General features: G+C 65.7%; 19 protein-coding genes. 8 read left to right on the forward strand and 11 right to left on the reverse strand.

Annotation, left to right across the window (positions count from 1 at the left end):
* Window positions 1–59 precede the first annotated feature (59 nt).
* Window positions 60–200, reverse strand: coding sequence for a hypothetical protein (locus ACQ3DC_RS01515; protein WP_157241710.1), 141 nt, complete (start codon window positions 198–200; stop codon window positions 60–62).
* Between the two features lie 26 nt (window positions 201–226).
* On the opposite strand from ACQ3DC_RS01515, the gene ACQ3DC_RS01520 reads away from it, so the two are divergent.
* Together ACQ3DC_RS01520 and ACQ3DC_RS01525 are read left to right on the forward strand one after the other, a co-directional pair.
* Window positions 227–1918 carry a DEAD/DEAH box helicase gene (locus ACQ3DC_RS01520; RefSeq protein WP_323056614.1) on the forward strand — a complete coding sequence of 564 codons (1692 nt, stop codon included), beginning with the start codon at window positions 227–229 and terminating at the stop codon, window positions 1916–1918.
* Between the two features lie 8 nt (window positions 1919–1926).
* A complete protein-coding gene (locus ACQ3DC_RS01525; RefSeq protein ID WP_157241709.1) occupies window positions 1927–2799 on the forward strand; it encodes a DNA-methyltransferase in 873 nt (290 codons plus the stop codon).
* A 68-nt stretch (window positions 2800–2867) separates the two neighbouring features.
* Here ACQ3DC_RS01525 and ACQ3DC_RS01530 read toward each other — a convergent pair whose 3' ends face one another.
* Together ACQ3DC_RS01530 and ACQ3DC_RS01535 are read right to left on the reverse strand one after the other, a co-directional pair.
* Window positions 2868–3098, reverse strand: coding sequence for a hypothetical protein (locus tag ACQ3DC_RS01530; protein ID WP_421092987.1), 231 nt, complete (start codon window positions 3096–3098; stop codon window positions 2868–2870).
* 254 nt (window positions 3099–3352) lie between these two features.
* A complete protein-coding gene (locus ACQ3DC_RS01535; RefSeq protein WP_430751380.1) occupies window positions 3353–4207 on the reverse strand; it encodes a PHP domain-containing protein in 855 nt (284 codons plus the stop codon).
* Between the two features lie 139 nt (window positions 4208–4346).
* On the opposite strand from ACQ3DC_RS01535, the gene ACQ3DC_RS01540 reads away from it, so the two are divergent.
* Window positions 4347–5933: an aminopeptidase P family protein gene (locus ACQ3DC_RS01540; RefSeq protein WP_430751381.1), complete on the forward strand. Its 1587-nt coding sequence runs from the start codon at window positions 4347–4349 to the stop codon at window positions 5931–5933.
* A 98-nt stretch (window positions 5934–6031) separates the two neighbouring features.
* On the opposite strand, the gene ACQ3DC_RS01545 is transcribed toward ACQ3DC_RS01540, so the two are convergent.
* Window positions 6032–6937 carry a general stress protein gene (locus tag ACQ3DC_RS01545; RefSeq protein WP_430751382.1) on the reverse strand — a complete coding sequence of 302 codons (906 nt, stop codon included), beginning with the start codon at window positions 6935–6937 and terminating at the stop codon, window positions 6032–6034.
* Between the two features lie 77 nt (window positions 6938–7014).
* Here ACQ3DC_RS01545 and ACQ3DC_RS01550 point away from each other — a divergent pair, with 77 nt between their 5' ends.
* Genes ACQ3DC_RS01550 through ACQ3DC_RS01560 form a run of 3 tightly spaced genes read left to right on the forward strand, consistent with a single transcriptional unit; the run spans window position 7015 to window position 10122 of the window.
* Window positions 7015–8298: a magnesium transporter MgtE N-terminal domain-containing protein gene (locus ACQ3DC_RS01550; RefSeq protein WP_104998511.1), complete on the forward strand. Its 1284-nt coding sequence runs from the start codon at window positions 7015–7017 to the stop codon at window positions 8296–8298.
* Between the two features lie 31 nt (window positions 8299–8329).
* Entirely contained in the window at window positions 8330–8980 is a 651-nt protein-coding gene (locus tag ACQ3DC_RS01555) for a DUF1003 domain-containing protein (protein ID WP_157243059.1), read from the forward strand.
* Entirely contained in the window at window positions 8980–10122 is a 1143-nt protein-coding gene (locus tag ACQ3DC_RS01560; protein ID WP_430751383.1) for an Mrp/NBP35 family ATP-binding protein, read from the forward strand. The genes ACQ3DC_RS01555 and ACQ3DC_RS01560 overlap by 1 nt, the downstream gene beginning before the upstream one ends.
* Window positions 10123–10129: 7 nt before the next feature.
* Here ACQ3DC_RS01560 and ACQ3DC_RS01565 read toward each other — a convergent pair whose 3' ends face one another.
* The 3 genes from ACQ3DC_RS01565 to sigE all read right to left on the reverse strand — a co-directional run bounded on the left by ACQ3DC_RS01565 (window position 10130) and on the right by sigE (window position 12128).
* Window positions 10130–10537, reverse strand: coding sequence for a Sec-independent protein translocase TatB (locus ACQ3DC_RS01565; RefSeq protein WP_104998514.1), 408 nt, complete (start codon window positions 10535–10537; stop codon window positions 10130–10132).
* 69 nt (window positions 10538–10606) lie between these two features.
* Entirely contained in the window at window positions 10607–11425 is an 819-nt protein-coding gene (locus tag ACQ3DC_RS01570) for an anti-sigma factor (protein WP_430751384.1), read from the reverse strand.
* 88 nt (window positions 11426–11513) lie between these two features.
* Complete coding sequence (gene sigE, locus ACQ3DC_RS01575) at window positions 11514–12128, reverse strand: RNA polymerase sigma factor SigE (RefSeq protein ID WP_430751385.1); 615 nt, start codon at window positions 12126–12128, stop codon at window positions 11514–11516.
* Between the two features lie 226 nt (window positions 12129–12354).
* Between sigE and ACQ3DC_RS01580 the strand changes: the two genes are divergently transcribed.
* Window positions 12355–12987 carry an O-methyltransferase gene (locus tag ACQ3DC_RS01580; protein WP_157241704.1) on the forward strand — a complete coding sequence of 211 codons (633 nt, stop codon included), beginning with the start codon at window positions 12355–12357 and terminating at the stop codon, window positions 12985–12987.
* 57 nt (window positions 12988–13044) lie between these two features.
* Here the strand turns inward: ACQ3DC_RS01580 and ACQ3DC_RS01585 are convergent, their stop codons facing one another.
* From ACQ3DC_RS01585 to ACQ3DC_RS01600, 4 genes are all read right to left on the reverse strand, one after another.
* Window positions 13045–13212 carry a DUF3117 domain-containing protein gene (locus ACQ3DC_RS01585; RefSeq protein ID WP_009357720.1) on the reverse strand — a complete coding sequence of 56 codons (168 nt, stop codon included), beginning with the start codon at window positions 13210–13212 and terminating at the stop codon, window positions 13045–13047.
* A 233-nt stretch (window positions 13213–13445) separates the two neighbouring features.
* The gene (locus tag ACQ3DC_RS01590) at window positions 13446–14702 is read right to left on the reverse strand and encodes a hypothetical protein (protein ID WP_430751443.1); all 1257 of its coding nucleotides are present in this window, start codon (window positions 14700–14702) and stop codon (window positions 13446–13448) included.
* A gap of 5 nt (window positions 14703–14707) precedes the next feature.
* Entirely contained in the window at window positions 14708–15091 is a 384-nt protein-coding gene (locus tag ACQ3DC_RS01595; RefSeq protein WP_321213991.1) for a DivIVA domain-containing protein, read from the reverse strand.
* Between the two features lie 49 nt (window positions 15092–15140).
* Window positions 15141–15923, reverse strand: a complete 783-nt coding sequence (locus tag ACQ3DC_RS01600; RefSeq protein WP_104998519.1) for a TIGR00730 family Rossman fold protein — start codon at window positions 15921–15923, stop codon at window positions 15141–15143.
* A 104-nt stretch (window positions 15924–16027) separates the two neighbouring features.
* Here ACQ3DC_RS01600 and ACQ3DC_RS01605 point away from each other — a divergent pair, with 104 nt between their 5' ends.
* Window positions 16028–16783: an amino acid ABC transporter ATP-binding protein gene (locus tag ACQ3DC_RS01605; RefSeq protein WP_157241702.1), complete on the forward strand. Its 756-nt coding sequence runs from the start codon at window positions 16028–16030 to the stop codon at window positions 16781–16783.
* The last annotated feature ends 44 nt before the right edge of the window (window positions 16784–16827 follow it).

A 16827-nucleotide genomic window follows, 5' to 3' on the forward strand; every position in this document is an offset into this window, starting at 1 on the left:
GAGGTAGAAATGGATGCCCGGTCGTTGATTTCCTTGATTTGAAACCAACAAGCCCGCCCCTACGCGATCTTGAGAACCACCCGCTGGTCACCAGTGCCAGCATAAAGATAGCCCGCGATCGGCTTCCACTGGAATTGCTTGCGCGCCTGAGCGTGCTCCGGAACGGCCTGCCGGCCGGCCCGTTGAGCAGGCAGCGCCATTGCCCAAATGAATAAGGAAACTCCACGTGAGTGAATTGCATACCCACCAGCTTCTGACGGACGACTCCGGCACCGAAACGCTTGAGCCCGAAGAAACCATCATCTCCGACGAGAAGCCGCACGAGATTGAGGAGAAGTCCTTCGCGGACTTCAACGTCCGCGCCGACATCGTGGAGTCCCTGGCCGACGCCGGCATTACCCACCCCTTCCCCATCCAGGCCATGACCCTGCCGGTTGCCCTCTCCGGACACGACATCATCGGCCAGGCCAAGACCGGCACAGGCAAGACCCTGGGCTTCGGCATCCCCGCCCTGCAGCGGGTAGTGGGCCGGGACGACGCCGGCTACGAAAAGCTTGCCGTCCCGGGTGCACCGCAGGCACTGGTCATCGTCCCCACCCGTGAACTGGCGGTTCAGGTGGCCAACGACCTGCAGACGGCATCCCGCAAGCGGAACGCGCGCATCGCCACCATCTACGGCGGCCGGGCCTACGAGCCCCAGGTGGAAGCCCTGAAGAACGGCGTGGAGGTTGTGGTGGGTACCCCCGGGCGCCTCATCGACCTCTTCAAGCAGAAGCACCTGAGCCTGAAGAACGTCAAGGTCGTCATCCTGGACGAGGCCGACGAAATGCTTGACCTCGGCTTCCTGCCTGACGTCGAGACCCTGATCGCGGCCACGCCGGCGGTCCGCCAGACCCTGCTGTTCTCCGCCACCATGCCCGGCCCCGTCATTGCCATGGCCCGGCGGTACATGACCCAGCCCACCCACATCCGTGCTGCTGATCCGGATGATGAAGGCCTCACCAAGCGCGATATCCGCCAGCTGATCTACCGCGCGCACAGCATGGACAAGATCGAGGTTGTCGCCCGCATCCTGCAGGCCCGCGGCCGCGGCCGGACCATCATCTTCACCAAGACCAAACGCACTGCCGCCAAGGTTGCCGAGGAACTCGTGGACCGGGGCTTCGCGGCCGCCGCCATCCACGGCGACCTCGGCCAGGGCGCCCGCGAGCAGGCCCTCCGGGCCTTCCGCAACAACAAGGTGGACGTCCTGGTGGCAACCGACGTCGCCGCGCGCGGCATCGACGTCGACGACGTCACCCACGTCATCAACTACCAGTGCGTGGAAGACGAAAAAATCTACCTGCACCGCGTGGGCCGCACCGGCCGCGCCGGCAATAAGGGCACCGCTGTCACCTTCGTGGACTGGGACGACATGCCCCGCTGGGGACTGATCAACAAGGCCCTGGGCCTGAGCGTGCCGGAGCCTGTGGAGACCTATTCGTCTTCCCCGCACCTCTTTGAAGACCTGGACATTCCCGAGGGCACCAAAGGCCGGCTCCCGCGCGACAAGCGCACCCTGGCCGGAGTTGACGCCGAAGTCTTGGAAGACCTGGGCGAAACGGGCAAAAAGAACGCCCGCGGGGGCCGCGACGCCGGCAGTTCCCGCGACCGCGACGGCCGGGGACGCGACAGCCGGGACCGCGGCGCCAAGCGCGAAGGCGGGCGCAGCGGCGACTCCGCTGCCCGCACAGGTGAGCGCCGCCGTCGTACATCCGAGCCTGCCGCAGCCCCCGTCACTGCCGGTGATGCCAACGCCGGTGCAGGCGAAGCAGAGCAGCCGTCCCGCACCCGCCGCCCCCGCACGCGCACCCGCCGCCGCAACGGCGAGGTAGTGGGCGCCGACAAGGCCACGCAGCCCGGCAGCACCGAGGCCTAAAACCCTCCATGACTGACACTGTCTGGGCGCCGGACGGCAGCAGCCTGGTGGTCCACGCGGACAACGCGGACTTCCTTCCCTCGCTGCCGGACGGCGCCTTCACACTGATATACGTGGATCCGCCGTTCAACACCGGCCGGGCCCAACGGCGCCAGCAGACCACCATGGTGGCCAATGCAGACGGCGCCGGCGACCGCGTCGGATTCAAGGGGCGCTCCTACGACACCATCAAGGGCGCGCTCCACCGGTATGACGACGCGTTCAGCGACTACTGGTCCTTCCTGGAGCCCCGGCTCGTGGAAGCGTGGCGCCTGCTGGCCGATGACGGCACCCTCTACCTACACCTCGACTACCGCGAGGTGCACTACGCCAAAGTGATGCTGGATGCCATCTTTGGCCGCGAGTGCTTCCTGAACGAGATCATCTGGGCCTATGACTACGGAGCCCGCGCCAAGAACCGCTGGCCCACCAAGCACGACAACATCCTGGTGTACGTCAAGAACCCGGCGAAGTACCACTTCGACAGCGCGGAGGTGGACCGCGAGCCGTACATGGCACCGGGCCTTGTGACGCCCGCCAAGCGCGAACTGGGGAAACTGCCCACCGACGTCTGGTGGCACACCATCGTCTCCCCCACCGGCAAGGAGAAAACCGGATACCCGACGCAAAAGCCCGAGGGCCTGGTCCGCCGGGTGGTTGCCGCCTCAAGCAGGCCCGGAGACTGGTGCCTGGACTTCTTTGCCGGCTCCGGGACCCTGGGTGCAGTGGCGGCCAAGATGGACCGGAAGTTCGTGTGCGTGGACCAGAACCAGCCGGCGATCGACATCATGGCCAGGCGCCTGGGTGCCCACGCGGAGCTCACCGCGTTCCCGCCCAACTAGGTAGCGCCAAGTGTCGTTTTGACCCAGCAAAACGACACCTAGCGCGACTTACTTCACCCTCACCGGCTTTACGGGCAGCCCTCCATCAACTGGATCCCGTGGTCCGTCTGCCGGCTCACGAGTACTGACCCCTGGGAATCGCAGATTGCATTGACGAGTAGGGCATGGCCTTCGCCGCCCTGGAAGTTGCCCTTCTCGCCGGGCAGGCCGAACCCCTGGACTGTTCCGGGCGGGACAAATGCCCAGACTTCCGGAGCACCGTCGAAGACACTGGGAAGCCAGGCCCAGTTCCCGTTCAAAATAGGTCCGTCAGTACAGGTGGACCCGCACGCGGCAGGCGGCCGGCTGACGTTGATACAGTCAAGCGCGTTGGCTGCTGCGGGAACGAACAAAAAGGCTGTGGCTAGGCCGGCCGCAGCAAGGGACTTTTTCAGCATCGATCTCTCCGTCATCAGTTGGTAGTGACTCGATGAGACCTGGACCGGCTGGCGCCGCTCCCCCAGTACGCGCAAGGTTACTCGGCCCTGCCTGCCAGTCAATGCGTGGGAGCAAGTTACTTCCCCGCGCGCACGACCCTGGTACCCGTCCCGAGTTCCTCGATCCGGGCGAGGACGTCCGGTGAGGTGAGGTTTTCCCCCAGCACGTTGGGCTTGCCGGTGCCGTGGTAGTCCGAGGAACCGGTAATCAGCAGGTCATGCTTGGCCGCGAGCCGCCGCAGGAAGCCGCGCCCCTCCTCCGGGTTGTCCCGGTGGTCGATTTCCAGGCCCGCCAGGCCGGCGTCGATCATCTCCTGGTAGACGCGCTCCCCCACGATGCGTCCGCGGGAGGACGCCACGGGGTGGGCGAAGACCGGGACGCCGCCGGCGGCGCGGACCAGTTCGACGGCGATGGCCGGCGCGGGTGCGTAGTGCTGGATGAAGTAGCGCGACCGTGAGGTCAGGATGGAGGCAAACGCCTCCGAACGGTCCTCCACGACGCCGGCAGCCACGAGGGCGTCTGCGATGTGGGGCCGGCCGAGGGTGGCGCCGGGGGCCACATGATGGATGACGTCGTCCCAGGTGAGGGGGTAGTCCTCGGCAAGGAGGGTGACCATCCGCTCGGCGCGGGTGTGCCGGGCGTCCTTGGCCTTGGTGATTTCCTCAAGGAGCCCCGGATGCTTCGGATCGTGAAGGTAGCTCAGGAGGTGCACGCTGATGCCCTCCTCCGTCCGGCAGGAAACCTCCATCCCGGGAACCAGGGCAACACCGTGTTCAACAGCTGCCAGGGAGGCTTCGTCCCAGCCGGCAGTGGAGTCATGGTCCGTCAGCGCTATCACGTCCAGGCCGGCGCGGGCAGCGGATGCCATGACGTCTGCCGGATTCTCGGTACCGTCGGAAACATTGGAGTGGGCATGCAGGTCGATCCTCACCTGTCCAGAGTAGTTGACCTTGAGTTCACCCCGCGTATGCCCTGCTGCAACCCACGTCGGCGGACACGCCCCGGCAGAACCAGCCCGGCCGGTGGTCCGCCTGTTCGCGCAGCCGCGGAGCTGGTGAGACGATGGTGCCGTGAACGATGCCGAAAACACCCCTAACTCTGCTTCCCAGCCCTTGGACGAGCGCGTCAACAACCGCTCCCAGCGGCCCAGTTCCGACGCCTTCAAGGCCTTCATGGCCAGCAACTGGGTACCCTCCCGCCAGGAACTCCCCGAGCGCGACGCCGTGGCCGGTTACGCCGCGGCCCGGCGCAAGGCCATCTCCAGCCAGTTCAAAGGTGAACGCCTGCTTATCCCCGCGGGCCCGCTGAAGGTCCGCTCCAACGACTGCGACTACCGTTTCCGCCCCCACTCCGGTTTTGCGCACCTCACCGGCCTGGGCCTGGACCACGAGCCTGACGCGGTGCTGATCCTGGAGCCGGTGGAGGAAGGGAAAGGCGACGACGGCGGCAACCACCGTGCCACGCTGTACTTCCGGCCCTTGGCCGGGAGGGACACAGAGCAGTTCTATGCAGACTCCCGGTCGGGTGAATTCTGGATTGGCGCCCGCCCCACGCTGGCCGAGTTCGAGGCACGCCTGGGCCTTGCGACGGCACACATCGACCAGCTCGAGACGGCAATCACCAAGGATGTGGGCGCCCCGGAGATCGGCGGCATTTCCATCCGCCTGGTCCGGAAAGTGGACGAAAACATCGACGCGCTGGTGGACACCGCCCGCTACAACACAGCAAAGGACCCGGAGAACCTGGACCTCGAGGTCCTCGATGCCCTCGACGAAAAGCTAAGCGAAGCCCTGTCCGAACTGCGCCTGCTGAAGGACAGCTGGGAGATCGAGCAGATGAAACTCGCGGTGGCAGCCACCGTTGAAGGTTTCGAGGAAGTGGTCAAGGTCCTTCCCCGCGCCCTCACTCATGCCCGCGGTGAACGGGTGGTGGAAGGCGCGTTCTTCGCCCGTGCGCGCGAAGTCGGGAATGAGCTGGGGTACGACACCATCGCCGCCTCCGGCAACAACGCAACCGTGCTGCACTGGACGCGCAACACCGGGAAGATCCACGCCGGCGAGCTCCTCCTCCTGGACGCCGGAGTGGAAGCAGATTCCCTGTACACGGCAGACATTACGCGGACCCTTCCCGCCAGTGGCGTATTCAGTGGCATCCAGCGCAAGGTCTACGATGCGGTGCTGGATGCTGCCGACGCCGGGTTTGCCGCCGCGCAGCCCGGCGCGAAGTTCCGCGACATCCACACAGCGGCAACCACGGTGCTGGCTGAGCGGCTTGCCGAGTGGGGACTCCTGCCGGTCACGGTAGAGGAAGCCATCAGCCCCGAGGGCCAGCAGCACCGCCGGTGGATGCCGCACGGCACCAGCCACCACCTGGGGCTCGATGTCCACGACTGCGCCCAGGCCAAGCGTGAACTCTACCTTGACGGCATCCTCACGGAAGGCATGGTGTTCACTATCGAACCCGGCCTGTACTTCAAGAACGAAGACCTGGCCATTCCGGAGGAATACCGCGGGATCGGCGTCCGCATCGAGGACGACATCCTGATGACGGCCGACGGGCCGGTCAACCTGAGCGCCGCCCTGCCGCGCAAGGCCGGGGACGTGGAGGACTGGATGGCCGGGATCTACCGTGAAGCCGAGGGAACCAAAGAGTCCTAGCCGGACAACAGAAAGCGGGGCTACCGGAAGAATTTTCCGGTAGCCCCGCTTTTGCCTGTGGCGCCGGCGTTTGCCTGTGGCACCAAGTCGGCCGTGCGCTACTGCCGCCCCTCGCCCGGGTGCTGCTGTTTGTCTGCGTCTTGCTGCCCGTCAGCGGGTTGCCCGTGATCCCCGTGCTGGTCGTCTTGGGGCTGGGCGGTCCCGGCAGCGGGACCCTGCGGCAGCCGGACACCATATTGGGGCCGGCCGTCCGGCAGGTCCGGGTACCGGACAGCACGTGCCGGGGCCGGCTGCTCCTGGACGGCGGCGTCCTGGCGCGGCCCGGCGCCGGCGTGGTCACCGGCCTGCTCCTGCGCGGATGAACCTGCGGAAGACTGGCCATAGGGGTCACTCCATCCCGAGGGACGGGCGGGCGCCTGGCCCGGCTGCGGGGGCTGGTACGGCTGGCCCTGGAAGTCACGCTGGGTGTAAGGTCCTCCGCCGGCCGCCGCGTCCGAGCGCGTCATGGGCAGCTGCTGAAGGAGCCGGCGCGCCTCGTGTGCGGCTTCCGGCGACACCACGACGTCGTAGCTGGTGGCCACCACCTGGCTGGTGGAGGTGAAGTCGCGCTTGCCCCGCTGCATGGCGTAGGTGACGATGCCGAAGAGCATAAAGAACGCCGCGCCCATCAGCACCGACGTGAGGATGGAGAAGTACCCCGGTGACGGTGCGAAGAAGGAGAGCATGACGCCAACGAACAGGCCGAACCACATGCCGCTCAGCGCTCCGGACAGAGCAACCCGGGGATAGCTCAGGCGCCCCGTAACCCGCTCCACCATCTTCAGCTCGTTGCCCACGATGGACACCATGTGCACGGGGAACTGCTGGTCCGCGAGGTAATCCACGGCCTTCTGGGCATCCAGGTAGGAGGTGTAGGAACCCACGGTGTCGCCGGCGGGAACGGCCCGGGACTCGTCCATTCCGCCGGGCCCGCCGGCCTTGGGAGCACCAAATATGTTTGCCATACCCCCATTCTTGCCCATGCGCATGTGTGCTGCCTGTAAATTCAGCTAAAAGAGAGCAGACTCGGTAGCCTGTAGGAGTGAGCACAACTCCTACCCGCGTCTTCGTGGCGCGCCTTCTGGGCCTCGACGTCTTCGACCCGCTGGGCGACCGGCTGGGCCGGCTGCGCGATGTTGTTGTGCTGTCCCGTGGAACCCAGGGCGCTCCGCACGTGGTGGGCATCGTCGTCGAAGTTCCCGGCAAGAAGCGCGTGTTCGTGCCCATGACCCGGATCACCTCCATCGACCAGACGCAGATCATCTGCACCGGACTGGTCAACCTCCGCCGCTTTGAGCAGCGCGGCGCCGAAACCCTGGTGGTGGCCGAAATGTTCGACCGCCGCGTCACGCTCCGGGACGGAAGCGGCGATGCCACGATTGAGGACATTGCCATGGACCAGACCCGTTCCGGGGACTGGTTCGTCAGCAAGCTCTTTGTCCGGCGCGGCCACTCCCTTTCCCCCCTGAGCCGGCTCCGCCGCAACGAGACCCTGATCATCGACTGGGCTGACGCCCTCCAGGGCGCGCGCACCGAGCCGCAGGCTGCCACCCAGTTCGTGGCCAACCATGAAGACCTCAAACCCGCGGACTTCGCCGAAGCCCTGCAGGAAATGAGCGATAAACGCCGTTTCGAAGTGGCGAGCGAACTGCAGGATGAGCGCCTGGCAGACGTCCTGCAGGAACTTCCGGAGGACGACCAGGTGGAAATCCTGTCTGCCCTGGACGTCCAGCGCGCCGCCGACGTGCTGGAGGAGATGGATCCCGACGACGCCGCCGACCTCCTCGGCGAACTCCCTTCCGCCCAGGCCGAAGAGCTGCTCCAGCTGATGGAGCCTGAAGGCGCAGAGGACGTCCGGCGCCTGCTGGAATACGACGAAGACACCGCCGGCGGCCTCATGACCCCGGTGCCGGTCATCCTGCCGCCCGAAGCCACGGTGGCCGAGGCCCTGGCGCATGTCCGGCGCGAGGAACTCTCCCCTGCGCTGGCCTCCTCCATCTTCATTGCCAGGCCCCCGCTGGAGACCCCCACCGGCCGTTTCCTGGGCGTGGTCCACATCCAGCAGCTGCTCAGGTTCCCGCCGTTCGAACCTCTCGGCAACCTGGTGGACAAGAACCTCGAGCCGCTGTCGGACCAGGCGCACATCAGTGAAGTCGCCAGGACCCTGGCTACCTACAACCTGAACTCCCTCCCCGTGGTCAATGACGCCGGCCGGCTTGTGGGGGCGGTGACTGTTGATGACGTTTTGGATCATCTGTTGCCGGATGACTGGCGAGCCCATGACGGCGAAGCCCCGATAAGAAGGCTTGGTGGCCGTATTGGCTGACAGCAGCGCTCCCAAGAACCCCAACCAGCGGATGCCGGCCAAGACCGCATCGAAGGGCAGCCTCGACACGCCGCTCAGCGGCCGCCAGCGGATCCTGCCCAAGTTCTCCCCGGACCCCGATGCCTTCGGCCATGCCACGGAAGGCTTCGCCCGCTTCATGGGCACGCCGCAGTTCCTTGTCTACATGACCGTCTTCGTGGTGATCTGGCTGGCCTGGAACACCTGGGCGCCGCTCGAGTGGCAGTTCGATTCCCGCGCCCTCGGTTTCACCCTGCTGACGCTGATGTTGTCCCTGCAGGCCTCCTACGCCGCACCTCTGCTGCTCCTGGCACAGAACCGCCAGGACGACCGCGACCGCGTCTCGCTCCAGCAGGACCGCCAGCGGGCCGAACGCAACCTGTCAGACACCGAGTACCTGACCCGGGAGCTCGCGTCCCTGCGGATTGCGCTCCGCGAGGTTGCCACGCGCGACTACGTCCGTGCCGAACTGCGCTCCCTGCTGGAAGACATGCTGGAAGCCCAGGAAGAGCTTCGGACCCATGATCCCGCCGGGCAGGCGCAGCACGAATCCCCGCGCGACAAAATCAGGGAAAAACTGAAGGAACAGCGTGACCGCCAGCGGAATCCCCGCACCCAACAGATTCCCCGGGTTAAGCCCGGCCACTCCACCCAGGACCGCTAATGAACGCACCGATCGCCAACGCCGCGTTGGCTGACGCAGTCGCCGCTGCCCTGGCCACGGTGATCGACCCCGAGCTCCGCCGCCCCATCACGGAGCTGGGCATGGTTGAGTCCGTCGACATTTCCGACGACGGCAGGGTCAGCCTTGCTGTCCTGCTCACCATCGCCGGCTGCCCGCTCCGGGACACCATCACGGCCGATGCCACACAGGCGCTGCTGGCCGTTCCGGGAGTGGCCGCCGTCGACGTCGAACTCAAAGTGATGACGCAGGAACAGCGCGATGCCCTCAAGGAGCTGCTCCGCGGCGCCGGCGGCCAGCGCGGCATCCCGTTCAACCAGCCGGATTCGCTCACCAAGGTGTATGCGGTGGCGAGCGGCAAGGGCGGGGTGGGCAAATCCTCCGTGACGGTCAACCTTGCCTGCGCCCTCGCCGCCCAGGGCCTGCGGGTCGGGATCGTGGACGCGGACGTGTACGGCTTCTCGGTTCCTGGCCTCATGGGCATCACCCAGCCGCCCACCCGCGTGGATGACATGATCCTCCCCCCGGTGGCCTATGGGGTGAAGGTGATCTCCATCGGGATGTTCGTCAGCGGCAACCAGCCCGTGGCCTGGCGCGGACCCATGCTTCACCGCGCCCTTGAGCAGTTCCTGACGGACGTGTACTTCGGTGACCTGGACGCCCTTTTCCTGGACCTGCCGCCCGGCACCGGTGACATCGCGATCTCCGTGGCCCAGCTGTTGCCGAAAGCCGAAATCCTGGTGGTCACCACACCGCAGGCCGCCGCGGCCGACGTCGCGGAGCGCGCCGGTGCCATAGCCACGCAGACTGGCCAGAAAGTGGCCGGCGTCATCGAGAACATGTCCTACCTGGAAATGCCCGACGGCGGCAGGATGGAATTGTTCGGAAGCGGCGGCGGGTCAGTCCTCGCCGGCCGGCTGACCGCAACAGTAGGCGCAGAGGTGCCGCTGCTGGGGCAGATACCGCTTGATATCCAGCTGCGGGAAGGCGGCGATTCCGGGGTTCCGATAGTCCTCGGGCAGCCGGATACACCCGCTGCCGCGGCGCTGTCCGGCATCGCCGGCCGGCTGGCAGCAAAGCCGCGCGGCCTCGCCGGGATGAAACTGGGGCTGCAGCCCCGCTAAGAAGCGGCTAGGTGGCCTCGGTGTCGAAAGGCGCGGCCTCGCCGGGGGGCAAGGACTGGAGCACCCGTTCCGGCCGCCGCGGCGCCGCCTCCGCTGCCACGGCCGCTGCGCCGGAGACGGCAGCCACTGCAGCGGGCGCGCCGGCGCTCACCGGCTTGGAGTCGTCATCCAGGAGCGCTTCTTTGATGATGCGCCGCGGATCGTACTGGCGGGGATCGTACTTCTTCCAGTCGACATCGTCGATGTCGATCCCCACTTCTTCCTTGATCTGCTCACGGGCGCCGGATGCCATGCGCCGGACTTCCTTGACCAGATTAGCCAGTTTCTGGGTGTATTCGGGCAGCCGCTGGGGACCGATCACCAGAACCCCAATGATCAGCAGAAGAAAGAACTCCGGGCCGTTGATTCCAAACACTTTAGGAAGATTACCCTCTCCGGGCTGCCAGTGACGATTTCCGCCCGGGGTCCGGGAAGACTGTGCGTTCTACGGGGTGAAAAAGGCAACGATGCGGTTAACTCCACGTTGCAGCCGGGTGATGATTGGTTCCTCCGCCGCTTTCGGGGAGGCATCCGGGATTCGGGCCGCAACGCCTTCCTCAGCCTGGTTGCCGAGCCGCTGCAGGATAGGCAGGGCATCGTCAGCCTCCTCGGCGGGCAGGTCGGACTCGTAGAGAAAAGTGTGGCCGGGCGTCCGGTAGGTTGCCGACCACGGCGAGGACCGCCCCACCCGCAGGGGGCTGCTGTCCTGGCTGGCCATGTCCGGCCCGGCACCTTCCTGTCCCGCAGCGCTTTGTCCGGCGACGGCCTGCAGGGCGGTCCGCTGTTCGGTCACCGTTGCCTGGTGGGTGCCGTCGGTGAGCCGCAGCTCCACTGCCGGCTGGCCATCGAGCACGGTGGCCCTCGCCGACTCGAGACGGAAGCCCATCGCTTCAAGCTCCGGGCAGGCCCATCCTTCGGAACGCAGCTGGGTGAGCTGTTCCCCTGTCAGCAGCCTGCCGTCCGCAGGTGTCCGGGACGAGACGTGGGAGAGTGCGGTCTGGTTGCCTGCAGTGTCCCCCGGCGGGGGATCTCCTGCCGCGGCAAATGCACCGACGGCCAGCACGCCGGCAGCTGCCATGCTGCCACCGGCAGCCAGGGCCAGCACGCGGACGGTGCTCCGGGACGATGCTGGCCGGTGCGCGCCTGCAGGCGGCATGGCGGCCAGTTCCTGCGTTCGGGCGAGCAGACGGGCGGTCAGGTCATCGCTGGCCGGAGGGATGGGAGCATCACGGAGCCGCTCCAGGTACTGGCGCTCCCTCCGCACGGCTGAATGGCATTCCTGGCAGGACTGAAGGTGGCTGCCGGTGCGCTGATGCCTGCGTCCGAATGGACTACGGGACCTCATGCGCCGTTCAGAGGATACCGGCGATGCGCGGCATGGACAGTTTCCGGCGGGACTGCTGCGGACGCGGATTCCGGTGGGCCAGCTTTTCCCGCAGCATGGTCCGTCCGCGGTGGATCCGTGAACGGACGGTGCCCAGCTTCACGCCCAGGGCTTCCGCCACTTCGTCGTAGGACAGGCCTTCAAGGTCGCACAGAACGACGGCGGCACGGAAGTCCGGCGGCAGTTCCTCCAGCGCAGCCTGGACGTCCACATCGAGGTTGTTCAGTTCGAAGCTCTGCTCGGGGCCCGGTTCACGGCCGGGAAGCCGTGACTCTGCGTCCTCGGCAAGGGCATCGAACCTGATCCGCGTCTTTCTCCGTGCCTGGTCCAGGAAGAGGTTGGTGGTGATCCGGTGCAGCCAGCCGTCCAGGGTGCCAGGCTTGAAGTTTTCCAGCGAGCGGAAGACACGGACAAACACCTCCTGGGTGAGGTCCTCGGCGTCGTACTTGTTACCGGTCAGGCGGTAGGCGAGCCGGTAAACCTTCGCCGAGTGGTTGGTAACCACTTCTTCCCAGGTGGGACGGACCCACTCCGGATCAGGATGATTTGCTGCAGGGACAGGTGCCACTACTGAAGATGACATCGTCCACTCCCCTCGTGGAATGCTAACGCCCGGATACTGTTGACATCACTGATTCGGCGCCGGTCACCTTTCGGATGAGCGGATAATAATCATTTCAAACTTGTCTGGGAATTTCCTGATTGTTCGGAAGTTCAGCCGTGGGCGCAACCGCCCGCCTCCGCTGCTGTTGCCACCGGACACAGTAGGCTGTAAAGGACATTCCCCTGCCGCCCAGAAAGCGAAACCCATGAGCGCCGACAAGTCCACCAGCTGGTCCTATGCAGAAGATCTGCCCGCTGAGGATGAGGTCATGCTTCGGGCCCGGGAGCGCTCCTTCGAGCTGGGTGTTACACCGGTTGGACCAGGGGTGGGCGCAGTCCTGACCGTGCTGGCGGCGTCGTCCAAAGCCCAGACCGCCGTCGAAATCGGGACCGGCGCCGGGGTGTCCGGCGTCTGCCTGCTCCGCGGCCTCGGCCCGCAGTCCGTCCTCACCACCATCGATGTGGACGTGGAACACCTCAAGGCCGCCCGGGAGGCATTTTCCGAGGCAGGGAGCCCGGCCAACCGCACCCGCACGATTTCCGGACGGGCCGGCGACGTCCTGCCGCGCCTGACTGACAACGCTTATGACCTGGTGTTCATCGACGCCGACAAACCAGGGCTCCCGGGCTATGTGGAGCAGGCCATCCGGCTCCTGAAGCCCTCCGGGCTGCTGATCATCAATGATGCGTTGGACAAGGACAAGGTTGCCAACCCCGCCGGCCGTGAAGCCACCACGGTGGTCTTGCGCCAGGTCGGTAAGGCAATCCGCGACGACGAGAGGCTTGCGTCCGCCATGCTTCCCACCGGCGACGGACTGCTGGTGGCGGTCAAGAAGTAGCCACCAGGATACGGGCAGGGCCCGCAGCCTGCTGGCTGCGGGCCCTGCCCGTCACGATTATTCGGTAACGCCGACGAGGCATTCCTTGAGGTTTGCTGCCTCGGCAGCGTTCAGCTCGACCACCAGGCGCCCGCCGCCCTCGAGCGGGACGCGCATGATCAGGCTGCGGCCCTCCTTGGTGACTTCCATTGGGCCGTCGCCGGTGCGTGGTTTCATAGCCGCCATGAGGAATTCCCCTCCATTTTGTCCCAGGACTGATCAGCCCGGACGGGCTGTGTCCGCATGTCGATCAAGCCGCTATGGCGGAGTGGATGGACACCGCCAAGGCTGAGCGTATTCTGAATGCTTTTTGTCCTTGCTTACTTACCATTATCGCGGAATTACCCGCCCGTAGCTAATCGATGGACATTTCCAACGTCTTGCCATTTGAGTCCTGACCTGCGCGGAAGTCCCATTGGCTAGGGTGGATAATCCCCTCCCCCGGGCAATTGGGCCCAGGCCCACAACCAGACGATCCAGACGATCTGCAGCAGCAGGAACATGGTGACCACCGTCCACCGGTAGGCCCGCGAGCCGGACACCAAAACAGCACCCAGCGCGAGCGGAAACAGCGGCAGGAGCATGCGGAAGGTGCTGGTCTGCGGGTGCAGGAAGATCACCAGGTAACCCATGTAGCAGGCGCACCACAGCCGGAGCTCCACGCCGAGTTGCCGTACCGGCGGCAGGAACAGCATGGCGCCGAAAAGCGCCACGAAAACGACCGGCGCCAGCAGGCCCAGGACGGGGCCAAAGAGGTCGACGCCGGTATCGAACCAGGGTTTGAAAGGCACCAGGTCGTGGCCCCGCCACACGGTTTCGGTCTTTGTGTACGCCTGGATATCGCCCGTTGCCGCCCAGGCGGCCGCCGGCCAGGCAAGCGCCATGGCCCCTCCGACGGCGGTGAGGGCAGCCAGCGCCGCGAGGTCGCCGTTCGAGTGCGTTCCTTCCCGCTGCCCGTTGCCGGCCTGCCGGGCACCGAACCGCTCCCACAGGTGGCGCAGCAGAACCAGCCCGAGCATGGCCGCGAACGGGACGCCCACCGGACGGGACAGGCACAGGAGCACCACCACCGGGATGGCCCACAGGTACTGCCTGCGCACCACCAGCAGCAACGCCGCCGCGAGCAGCAGCAGCGACAGCGACTCGGCATAGGGCACCTGGAGGATGGCGGACACGGGGAAGGTGGCGAAGAAGGCCACTCCCCATAGGGCGGACGCAGGGGCGGCCTTGTGCCGGAAGAGGATGTAGACAACCAGGGCGGCTCCCCACCCGGCCAGCATGGCGATGATGGTCAGTGAGGCGGCGGGGACAAATCCGGTCAGTCTGCTGAGGCCTCCGGCCAGGGCAGGAAACAACGGATAGAAAGCCCACGCATTTTCCTGGACGTTGCCGGCGGCATCAGTCGGCAGGACGGAGGGGTAGCCACCGGCGATGACTTGGCCGTACCAGCGCGCATCCCAGATGTTGATGAAGTTCCAGTAATCGGGCTTGGCCGGGAACCAGGGGTTGGGACCCTGGTGCAGGGCGGCAGCCATGAAGATGCAGGCGCTGACCAGCCGGGCCGCGAAGTAGACGGCGGTGGCCTGCAGCCACCATGGCCAGCCTTGGACAGCCCGCCCGGCCTGTGCGGCCAACGCCTGAAGGGACGGGACAAGACCTGCCCGGCGCCGTGCCATTGTGCTCACAGCCGGTCCTCTTCAGGCGCAGTGCTCTTTTTGTCGGGTTCCGGTCCAAGAGGAGCTTCCATAGCCGCCAGCGCTGCCCGGAGCCCGTCGATTTCCTGCTGTTTGGAGGCGAGCTGGTCCCGCAGTTCATCCAGGACCTGGTCCACCTGGTCCATCCGGTAGCCACGGAGGCCAAGGGAGAAACGCACGCGGTCCACGTCCTCCGGGGCTGCCTGTGCGGGCAGCAGGACCGGAGGAAGGTTGGCTGGCGGCTGCTCGAAACCGCCGCCGGGCAAGCCGGGCAAGAGGCCGTCGCCCGTTTTGCCGGAACGCAGCCCCGGGCCGATCCAGAAGACCACCCCAATCAGCACGATGGCCAGGAAAACCAGAAAAAAGCTCACCGCTCCATCGTGCCAGACGGGATGGAGCGCCGCCGTCCGGACGCTCGGGCTACTCCGGCCGCTGCTCCCCGTTAAGCGAGGGGGTAATGGCCACGTGGAGCACCCTGTCCACCGCCTCTGCTGGATCATCAACCACCTGGATCAGGTCCAGGTCCTTTTCGGAGACCATGCCCTCCGCAACCAGGGTTCCCCTGATCCACTCGATCATGGGACCCCAGAATTCGACGCCCAGCAGCACGATGGGGAACGAGGTCACCTTTCGCGTCTGCACCAGCACCATTGCCTCAAAAAGTTCGTCGAGCGTGCCCAGGCCGCCCGGCAGGACGATGAACCCCTGCGCGTACTTGACGAACATGGTTTTGCGGGCAAAGAAATACCTGAAATTGATGCCCAGGTCCACCCACTGGTTCAGGCCCTGCTCAAAAGGAAGTTCGATGCCCAGGCCGACGGACACGCCGTTGCCTTCAACGGTGCCGCGGTTGGCGGCTTCCATGGACCCGGGACCGCCGCCGGTGATGACGGCAACGCCGGCCTCGGCCAGTTTCCGCCCCACTTCCACACCCATTTCGTAGTAGGGGCTGCCGGGTTTGGTGCGCGCCGAGCCGAAGACGCTCACGGCTTTGCCGATGTCCGCCAGGGCGCCGAAGCCTTCCACGAACTCGCTCTGGATGCGCAGGACGCGCCAAGGATCGGTGTGGACAAACTGCCCGGGGCCCTTGGTGTCGAGCAGATGCTGGTCAGACATGTCCACGGCCGCCTGCTTGCGGCGCAGTTCAAGGGGGCCCTTACGGCGCGGCTGGGAATTTCTGGCCGGATCTGCGTTGATGCTCATTCACCAAGGCTAACCTCCCCCGGGAGGTATCTCTTGAATCACGATCCGCAGGAAGTTGCGGTGATTCGCGTCATAAACAGTTGTTGTTCGCTAGATTCTTTCCTATGACTACTCATGTGCCCGGAGATGCGCTTGTCTCCCTGAACGGCGTAAATAAGCACTACGGCCAGCTGCACGTTTTGAAGGACATCAACCTGCAGGTCCGCAAGGGCGAGGTTGTTGTGGTCATCGGGCCCTCCGGCTCCGGTAAGTCCACCCTCTGCCGTGCCATTAACCGCCTGGAGACCATCGAGGCCGGAACCATCAGCATCGACGGGAAGGTGCTTCCTGAGGAAGGCAAGGAACTCGCCCAGCTCCGCGCCGACGTCGGGATGGTTTTCCAGTCCTTCAACCTCTTTGCGCACAAAACCATCCTGGAGAATGTGACGCTCGGCCCCATTAAGGTCAAGGGCGTCGCCAAGGCCACGGCGGACAAGGACGCCATGGCCCTGCTTGAACGCGTCGGCGTAGGCCACCAGGCCCCCAAACTGCCGGCACAGCTCTCAGGCGGGCAGCAGCAGCGCGTGGCCATCGCACGGGCTTTGGCAATGAAGCCGAAGGTCATGCTGTTCGATGAGCCCACGTCAGCCCTGGACCCGGAAATGATCAACGAGGTTCTGGACGTCATGGTCCAACTGGCCAAAGAGGGCATGACCATGATTGTGGTCACGCACGAGATGGGCTTTGCCCGCAAGGCCGCGGACCGCGTCGTCTTTATGGCCGACGGCCAGATCGTCGAAGACGCAACCCCGGAAGAATTCTTCACCAACCCGAAGAGCGATCGTGCCAAGGACTTCCTTTCCAAGCTCCTGACGCACTGATTCACACCTGAACAAACACTCCCAGTTCGCACCGAGGCCGTGAC

This window comes from Paenarthrobacter sp. NEAU-H11 (assembly GCF_050573415.1).
In the GTDB taxonomy this organism is placed as follows: Bacteria; Actinomycetota; Actinomycetes; order Actinomycetales; family Micrococcaceae; genus Arthrobacter.

What these genes read in the sequence shown, in the direction of transcription:
- ACQ3DC_RS01515 (WP_157241710.1), bottom strand. Translation starts at nt 200, where the DNA reads ATGGCGCTGCCTGCTCAACGGGCCGGCCGGCAGGCCGTTCCGGAGCAC.
- ACQ3DC_RS01555 (WP_157243059.1), top strand. Translation starts at nt 8,330, where the DNA reads ATGCCGGCCAAGACCGCATCGAAGGGCAGCCTCGACACGCCGCTCAGC.
- ACQ3DC_RS01580 (WP_157241704.1), top strand. Translation starts at nt 12,355, where the DNA reads ATGAGCGCCGACAAGTCCACCAGCTGGTCCTATGCAGAAGATCTGCCC.
- ACQ3DC_RS01525 (WP_157241709.1), top strand. Translation starts at nt 1,927, where the DNA reads ATGACTGACACTGTCTGGGCGCCGGACGGCAGCAGCCTGGTGGTCCAC.
- ACQ3DC_RS01600 (WP_104998519.1), bottom strand. Translation starts at nt 15,923, where the DNA reads ATGAGCATCAACGCAGATCCGGCCAGAAATTCCCAGCCGCGCCGTAAG.
- ACQ3DC_RS01545 (WP_430751382.1), bottom strand. Translation starts at nt 6,937, where the DNA reads ATGGCAAACATATTTGGTGCTCCCAAGGCCGGCGGGCCCGGCGGAATG.
- ACQ3DC_RS01585 (WP_009357720.1), bottom strand. Translation starts at nt 13,212, where the DNA reads ATGGCGGCTATGAAACCACGCACCGGCGACGGCCCAATGGAAGTCACC.
- ACQ3DC_RS01605 (WP_157241702.1), top strand. Translation starts at nt 16,028, where the DNA reads ATGACTACTCATGTGCCCGGAGATGCGCTTGTCTCCCTGAACGGCGTA.
- sigE (WP_430751385.1), bottom strand. Translation starts at nt 12,128, where the DNA reads ATGTCATCTTCAGTAGTGGCACCTGTCCCTGCAGCAAATCATCCTGAT.
- ACQ3DC_RS01590 (WP_430751443.1), bottom strand. Translation starts at nt 14,702, where the DNA reads ATGGCACGGCGCCGGGCAGGTCTTGTCCCGTCCCTTCAGGCGTTGGCC.
- ACQ3DC_RS01560 (WP_430751383.1), top strand. Translation starts at nt 8,980, where the DNA reads ATGAACGCACCGATCGCCAACGCCGCGTTGGCTGACGCAGTCGCCGCT.